General features: G+C 70.3%; 5 protein-coding genes. 3 read left to right on the top strand and 2 right to left on the bottom strand.

Annotated elements, in window-relative coordinates:
* Nucleotides 1-230: 230 nt before the first annotated feature.
* Nucleotides 231-1,025, bottom strand: coding sequence for a TetR/AcrR family transcriptional regulator (locus tag ACFXDJ_RS01675; protein WP_384662141.1), 795 nt, complete (start codon nt 1,023-1,025; stop codon nt 231-233).
* 341 nt (nt 1,026-1,366) lie between these two features.
* Here ACFXDJ_RS01675 and ACFXDJ_RS01680 point away from each other — a divergent pair, with 341 nt between their 5' ends.
* Both ACFXDJ_RS01680 and ACFXDJ_RS01685 read left to right on the top strand, forming a co-directional pair.
* A complete protein-coding gene (locus ACFXDJ_RS01680) occupies nt 1,367-2,761 on the top strand; it encodes an NAD(P)/FAD-dependent oxidoreductase (protein WP_384847470.1) in 1,395 nt (464 codons plus the stop codon).
* A 136-nt stretch (nt 2,762-2,897) separates the two neighbouring features.
* Nucleotides 2,898-4,751 carry a SpoIIE family protein phosphatase gene (locus ACFXDJ_RS01685; RefSeq protein ID WP_384662147.1) on the top strand — a complete coding sequence of 618 codons (1,854 nt, stop codon included), beginning with the start codon at nt 2,898-2,900 and terminating at the stop codon, nt 4,749-4,751.
* A gap of 81 nt (nt 4,752-4,832) precedes the next feature.
* Here the strand turns inward: ACFXDJ_RS01685 and ACFXDJ_RS01690 are convergent, their stop codons facing one another.
* Entirely contained in the window at nt 4,833-6,116 is a 1,284-nt protein-coding gene (locus tag ACFXDJ_RS01690; protein WP_384662153.1) for an MFS transporter, read from the bottom strand.
* Nucleotides 6,117-6,238: 122 nt separating this feature from the next.
* On the opposite strand from ACFXDJ_RS01690, the gene ACFXDJ_RS01695 reads away from it, so the two are divergent.
* Complete coding sequence (locus tag ACFXDJ_RS01695; protein ID WP_384662150.1) at nt 6,239-6,775, top strand: MarR family winged helix-turn-helix transcriptional regulator; 537 nt, start codon at nt 6,239-6,241, stop codon at nt 6,773-6,775.
* Nucleotides 6,776-7,364 lie beyond the last annotated feature (589 nt).

The raw sequence follows: 7,364 nt of genomic DNA on the forward strand, positions 1-7,364 counted from the left end.
GCGGACCCGCGCCGAGACCGTCTCCACACGATCCACTCATCCGGGCACAATCCGGCGAATTGCCGTACGCCACCCCACTCGTTCGAGCGAATGCCCGCCGCACGCCTGCACGAGACGGCCTGTTCAAACCCGTCCACGAGCGGCCCCGCACGAGCCGCCCCGCACGGACGGCCCACACAGGACCATCCGTACGAGCGGATCGGAGCGGATCGGAGCAGAGCGGACCCGCACTACACCGTCCGGGAGCGCAGCCCTTCCAGCAGGATGTCGAGCAGCCGGGCCGAAGCCGCCGCCTGCTGCGCCGCGTCCGGCAGCGCGGGCGCCGCCGTGGCTATGACCAGCAGGACATCGGCCACCGTGACATCGGCACGCAGTTCACCGGCCTCCCGGGCCCGGTCCACCAGACGGCCGACGACCTCCAGCAGCTCGCCCGCGCCCGCGTCGTCCGAGGGCTCGTCGTCCAGGCCGCCCCGCGGCGTCGCGCCGACCACCCGCAGCTCGGGCACCCCGCCGGCCGCGACGGCCTGACGCTGGTGCGGCACCCGCGCGGCCTCGGCGTCCGCCTCGTCCTCGCCGGGCCCGCCGACCCGCAACACCTGCGGCGGCAGCAGCCGCCCGGCGCCGGAGGCCACGGAGGTGCGCAGGAAGCGCGACAGCGCCTGCCACGGCTCTTCCTCCTGGCCGAGCGCGGTCCGTGCCTGCTCGGTCAGCCGGGAGGTCTCCTCCTCGGCTATCCGTCGGACCAGGACGTCCTTGCTCGGGAACCGCCGGTACACGGTGCCGACGCCGACCCGCGCACGGCGGGCGACGTCCTCCATCGGAGCCCCGTAGCCCAGCTCGCCGAAGACCTCGCGGGCCGCGCGCAGTACGTGTTCGAGATTGCGCTGGGCGTCGACGCGCAGCGGCGTGGAACGGCCCACGCCGTGCGTGGTGGCGCCGCTCGCCATCAGCCGCCCGTTGCTCTCCGAAGAGGACGTGGCGGACGACAGAGCGGTCGCAGAAGCATGGAAATCGGAAATGTTCATATGTATCCCCCGGTAATCATTTGTCTCCCCCCGGAGACACTCCCCGCCTTCGTTCGAGGGGGGCCACGGTCATGAGGGCCCTGGTCCTACTCCTCGACGAGATACGAACATAGTTGAGCCAGAGTCAATTCAGAAGAGGCAGCCCCGGACGGACCACCGCCCGATCGGAGCATTCACCCTCACTTTTCCGTTCCAAGCCTCCGGAATCACCCCTTCCGCACTACCTGACCTGCACACCTTCACCTCAACCCACACCCCCCGACACCCCTGTCCCAGCACCCCGCCCGGTCACACAATTTGTCGGGCCTGTGGACAAACTCCCGGCCACGTTGCGTCATGGGATGGTGAAGGCTGCTAACTCCCGGGGCGCGGCCCCCGGTACCCCGCCCCGCTCGCGGATCCTGATCGTCGGCGGCGGCTACGTAGGCATGTACACGGCACTCCGGCTCCAGCGAAAGCTGAGAACCGGCGAGGCCGAGGTCACGGTGGTCACTCCCGAGCCGTACATGACGTATCAGCCCTTCCTCCCCGAAGCGGCCGCGGGCTCCATTTCCCCACGCCACGTCGTGGTTCCGCTGCGCCGCGTCCTCGCCAAATGCCACATCGTCATCGGCGAGGCCCGGCGCATCGACCACGCCAAACGCACCGCGACGGTCGTCACCCTCGCCACCGAAGAGGAGGGCGCCGGCCCCGTCGAGATCGAGTACGACGAACTCGTCCTCGCCCCGGGCTCCGTCTCCCGCACGCTCCCCATCCCGGGACTCGCCGATTACGCCATCGGATTCAAGACCGTGGAAGAGGCCATCGGCCTGCGCAACCACGTCATCGAACAGATGGACATCGCCTCCTCCACCCGCGACCCCGCCATCCGCGACGCCGCCCTCACCTTCGTCTTCGTCGGCGGCGGCTACGCGGGCGTCGAAGCCCTCGGCGAGCTGGAGGACATGGCGCGCTACGCGGCCCGCTACTACCACAACGTCAAACCCGAGGACATGAAATGGGTGCTGGTCGAGGCCAGCGACCGGATCCTCCCCGAGGTCGGCCCCGAGATGGGCACGTACACGATCCGCGAACTGCGCCGCCGCGGCATCGACCTGCGCCTGGAGACCCGCCTCGAATCCTGCGAGAACCGCGTCGCCGTCCTCAGCGACGGCGCCCGTTTCCCCACCCGTACCGTCGTGTGGACCGCGGGCGTCAAACCGCACCCGATCCTGGCCGCCAGCGACCTGCCCAAGACCGACCGCGGCCGCCTCGCCTGCACCTCCTTCCTCACCGTCGAGGGAGTGGAGCACGCCTGGGCCGCCGGCGACGCCGCCTCCGTCCCCGACATCACGGCAGCGGAGAAGGGCGTCCCGTGCGCCCCCAACGCCCAGCACGCCGTCCGCCAGGCCAAGGTCCTCGCCGACAACCTCGTCTCGTCCCTGCGCGGCGGACTCCTCACCGAGTACGCCCACAAGTACGCCGGATCCGTGGCTTCCCTCGGCTTCCACAAGGGCGTCGCCCACATCTACGGCCGCAAGCTCAAGGGCTACCCGGCCTGGCTGATGCACCGCGCCTACCACCTCAGCCGCGTCCCCACCCTCAACCGCAAGACGCGCGTGCTCGCCGAGTGGACGCTCTCCGGTCTCTTCAAACGAGAGATCGTTTCCCTGGGATCACTCGAACACCCCAGAGCAGAATTCGAACTCGCCGCGGGCGGAGGTCCCAAGGAGCCCCCGAAGAAGCGCGCGGGCTGAAGCCGGCAGTGCCGTCGGCCCCACCGGACGTGTGACCATAGGTGGGCTCACACCTGCACAGAGTGACATCCGAGTGCCACCCGATTGCCACCGAGTGACATAGCGACCACGAGCGACACCACGAGGCTGGAAAGCAGTGAACTTCACGCGCTGGAGCGCCCGGTTTCCCGGAACGCAGCGCCGCGCCGCCGCACGGTCCGAACACGCCGCCGCCCAGGCCAAACGGGGCGAGGGCTCGGTCCCGGCCGCCCGCGGCGCCGCCGGCCATTCCGGGACCGCGCCCGACGGCGGCCCCGCCGACCCCACCGTCCGCGGCACCGGGACGGGAACCACCGCAGCGGGCGCGCCGGCCGGTACGGGCGCCCCCGCCGGCCCCGCCCCCTCGCTCGACGAGCTCTCCGTACGGGACGTCCTCGGCCGCCTCCCCGCCCTCGTCGCCCTCGTGCACGGCCCCGAGCACCGCGTCGCCTACGTCAACGACGCCTACACCGCCGGGTTCGGCGCCCGCGCCCCCGGCGCCCCCGCACACCTGGCCCTCCCCGAGCTCGGCGAGCTCGGGCTGCTGCCGCTCCTCGACCAGGTCCAGCGCAGCGGGAAGTCCCGTACCGCCAAGAACCGCACCGCGCCGGGCGGCGGCAGCTCGTACACGGTCACCTGCACCCCGGTCGAGTTCCCCAAGCCCGCGCCGGACACCGACGAAGGCACGGGAACGGGCACACCCACGGCGACCGGCACGGGAACGGGCCACACCGCCGACCCGGACGACGACGGCCCCCACCACACCGGCGTCCTGATCCACCTCGCCGACGTCACCGACCACGCCGAGGCCGTGGAGCGGCTGCGCGCCAGCGAGCGCCGCCAGCGCGAGGCCGCCGTCACCCTCCAGCGCTCCCTCCTCCCGCAGGAACTCGAACAGCCCGACGACCTGCGCGTCGCCGCCACCTACCAGCCCGGCGGCACCGAGGCCGCCGTCGGCGGGGACTGGTACGACGTCATCACCCTCGGCGCCGGCCGCACCGCCCTCGTCATCGGCGACGTCATGGGCCGGGGCGTCCGCGCCGCCGCCGTCATGGGCCAGCTCCGCACGGCGGTCCGCGCGTACGCCCGCCTCGACCTGCCGCCCCACGAGGTCCTCCAGCTCCTCGACGGCCTCGCCGCCGAGATCGACGCCAGCCAGATCGCCACCTGCGTCTACGCCGTCCACGACCCCAACGAAGGCCTCCTCGCCTACGCCTCCGCCGGCCACCTCCCGATCCTGGTCCGCGACGAGGACGGCACCGTCCGCCGCGCCGCCGACCCCACCGGCCCGCCGCTCGGCACCGGCGGCTGGCTGCACACCTCCGGCACCATCGCGCTCGGCCCCGGCTCCACCGCCGTCCTCTATACGGACGGCCTGGTCGAACGCCGGGGCGAGGACATCGACGAAGGCGTCGCCGCCCTGGAGCGCGCCCTCTCCGGCGCCCAGGGCACCCCCGCCGTCATCTGCGACCGCCTGATGCGCGCCCTCGGGGTCGACGCCGACCACGACGACGACGTCGCCGTGATGGTCCTCCAGCAGCCCGCCCGCACCGGAGCCGACGCCGAGCTCTTCCACAACGCCGCCCTGGAGCTCCTCGGCGGCGTCGAGGCCGCCCCGCGCGCCCGCGCCTTCGCCCAGGGAGTCCTGGCCTCCTGGCGCTTCCCGGCCGAACTGTGCGACCTCGGCGTCCTCGCCGCCAGCGAACTGGTGGCGAACTCCCTCCAGCACGGCACCCCACCGATGCGCCTGCGCCTGCGCCGCACCGACCGCCGCCTGATCATCGAAGTCACCGACGGGGACGACCACCTCCCGCGCCGCCGCCGCGCGGAGCCGGCCGACGAGACCGGCCGCGGCATCTCGATCGTCGCCACCATCGCCTCGTCCTGGGGCACCCGCCGCACCCCGGGCGGCGGCAAGGCCGTCTGGTGCGAGTTCGCGCTCCCCGACAAGGACCGCGACAAGGACAAGTAGCCGGACACGACGAAGGCCCCGGTCACCGGACCGGGGCCTTCACACGTACGCCTGTACGCCTGTACGTCTATACGCCCGCACTTACGCGGGCACGGGCTCGGAGGCCTTCGCCTGCTCCGCCGACCCGGCCACGACCGTGCTCGGGGCCAGCGACGGGTTGTCCTGCACCGGCGTCAGCTGCTTGCCGAGCCGCAGCGCCAGCCCGGCGATGCCGAGCGAGACCAGGACGAAGACGCCGATGTAGAGCATCGGCAGACCCGCCGCGAGCGGCACACCGAGCGGTCCGAGCGCCAGAGCCATCTGCTTGACCAGCGCGAAGGCCGAGTTGTACTGGCCCACGGAGCCCTCCGGCGCCAGGTCGGCCACCAGCGGTGCCAGGGTCGGCGACAGCATGGCCTCGCCGATGCCGAAGAGCGCGTACGTGGTCACGAACGCGGCGGCGGCCATGACCGCGCTGCCGTGTCCCAGACCGGAGAAGGCGGCGATGAGCCACGCGCCGGTCCAGATCAGGCCGACGAGCGCGATCACCCGCGAGCGGCGGTGGTTCTCGACCAGCCGCAGCACGACGAACTGGGCGAGCACGATCGCGCCGGTGTTGGCGGCGAGCGCGAAACCGAGGGTGGAGGGAGTGATCCCGGCGGCCTCGGTACCGAAGGCGGCGAGACCCGACTCGAACTGTCCGTAGCAGGCGAAGAAGAGGACGAAGCCGAGGATGCAGAACTGCACCATCGCCTTGTGCTCCATGAGCCGCTTCCAGCCGCCGCCCTTCTGCGCGGCGTCCTTGGCCAGCGCGTTGCTGATCGCCGGCACCTGCGGCATCCGCACGGTGGCGATGACCCCGGCCAGCACCAGGAACATCACGGCCTCGATGCCGAAGAGCAGGGTGAAGCTGCCCGGACGGCTCTCGTCGACGATGAGTCCGCCGATGAGTCCGCCGATGCCCAGACCCAGGTTCTGCATGAAGAACTGGAGGGCGAAGGCACGCGTCCGGGTGGACGGGGTGGAGCAGCGCACGATCATCGTGGCCAGCGCGGGCTGCATGACGGCCTGGCCGGCGCCCAGGGCGAGCGCGGAGAGCAGGATCGCGACCACGCCCGTGGAGAGGCCGAGCGACAGCGCACCGAGCGAGGCCACGAGAGCCGCACCGATGACGACGGGGACCGGACCGCGCCGGTCGATCACCCGCCCGGTGAAGGGCAGCGCGAGGAGCGCACCGAGGGCGAACGCCATGAACGTACCGGTCGCCCACATGGGGTCCAGTTCTCGCACCTTCGCCGCGTAGACGTAGAGGAACGGAACCGTGAAGCCGATACCGAACGCGGTCAACGCGTTCCCGGCCTGGATCCTCCGCATCGCAGCGCCCATCACCTTGGTCACTTCTCACCACCTTGATTGCTGAAGCCTCAAGACTTCATACCTAAAGTTCGATCCTTAACTCTACACATCGAAGGAGTTAGACGCCAACGGGCTCGTGCCATACTTCGACCATGGGTGATACCGCCGACGGCACTGCGCCCGTCCACGAGCCGAGCCTCGACGAACAGATCGCCGTCTATCAGCGCGAGTTCCAGGACCTCGACCCCCAGGTGGAGAAGGTCGTATCGGCCTTGAGCCGCCTGAACCGACGGATGAACGTCGCCTACGGCCGCCAGACCGCGGCCCTGGGCATCAGCAACGCGGAGTGGGAGGTCCTCAAGGCCCTCGTCCTCTCCGGAGCCCCGTACCGGATGGGCCCGAGCGAGCTCGCGAAGCAGCTGGGGCTCACGCCGGCGGCGATGACCCACCGGATCGACCGCATGACGGCCGAAGCACTGGTCACGCGGGAGCGGGACGAGAACAACCGCGTGCGCGTGATCGTGGAGCTCACGGCGGAGGGCCGCAGCAAGTGGCTGGACGCCATGCGCGCGGCCACGCTCTTCGAGGAGGACCTCCTCCAGGACCTCTCCACGGCGGAGCGCGGGCAGCTGGGCGACATGCTCACCCGCCTCCTGGACCGCGTAGAGGCCCTGCAGTCCCCGAGCTGAGTCCCCTCTCCGCCCGGGCCCTCGGCCCTGATGGAAACGGAGTTGACGTGGGGTTGACACGGACCCCACGGATCCGTAAGGTTCTTCGAGTTGCCTCTGAGCCGAAAGGTTTCGGAGACAGCGAATCCCGCCGCCTCGTTGCGGCACCCAACTCTGCACGATCTCCCACTGGGAACGCATTCGGCATGCCCGAATTCATTTCCGAAGGTCGATTATGAATCGCCCGGGAAATCCACTAGAGTTCTGGGAGTCGGAAGGGCCCAACAGCCCGGAAGACAAACCCCGCTGACTGGGAGTCAGGCCCGAAAGAGTCTGATAGAGTCGGAGACACAAGAACGAAGGAAGCGCCCGGAGGAAAGCCCGAGAGGGTGAGTACAAAGGAAGCGTCCGTTCCTTGAGAACTCAACAGCGTGCCAAAAATCAACGCCAAAAGTTGATACCCCGTCCATTTCGGTGGATGAGGTTCCTTTGAAAAAGACCTGTGGGGTCGCGGCTTCGGCTGTGATGCTTGCAGGCAATTACACAGCGAGGACGCAGTGGACGGTCGGTCTTATTCCGACATGACTGTCCCGCTCTAAGTGCGTGTGCA

Origin of the sequence: Streptomyces sp. NPDC059443, from assembly GCF_042750105.1 — a bacterium.
GTDB lineage: Bacteria > Actinomycetota > Actinomycetes > Streptomycetales > Streptomycetaceae > Streptomyces.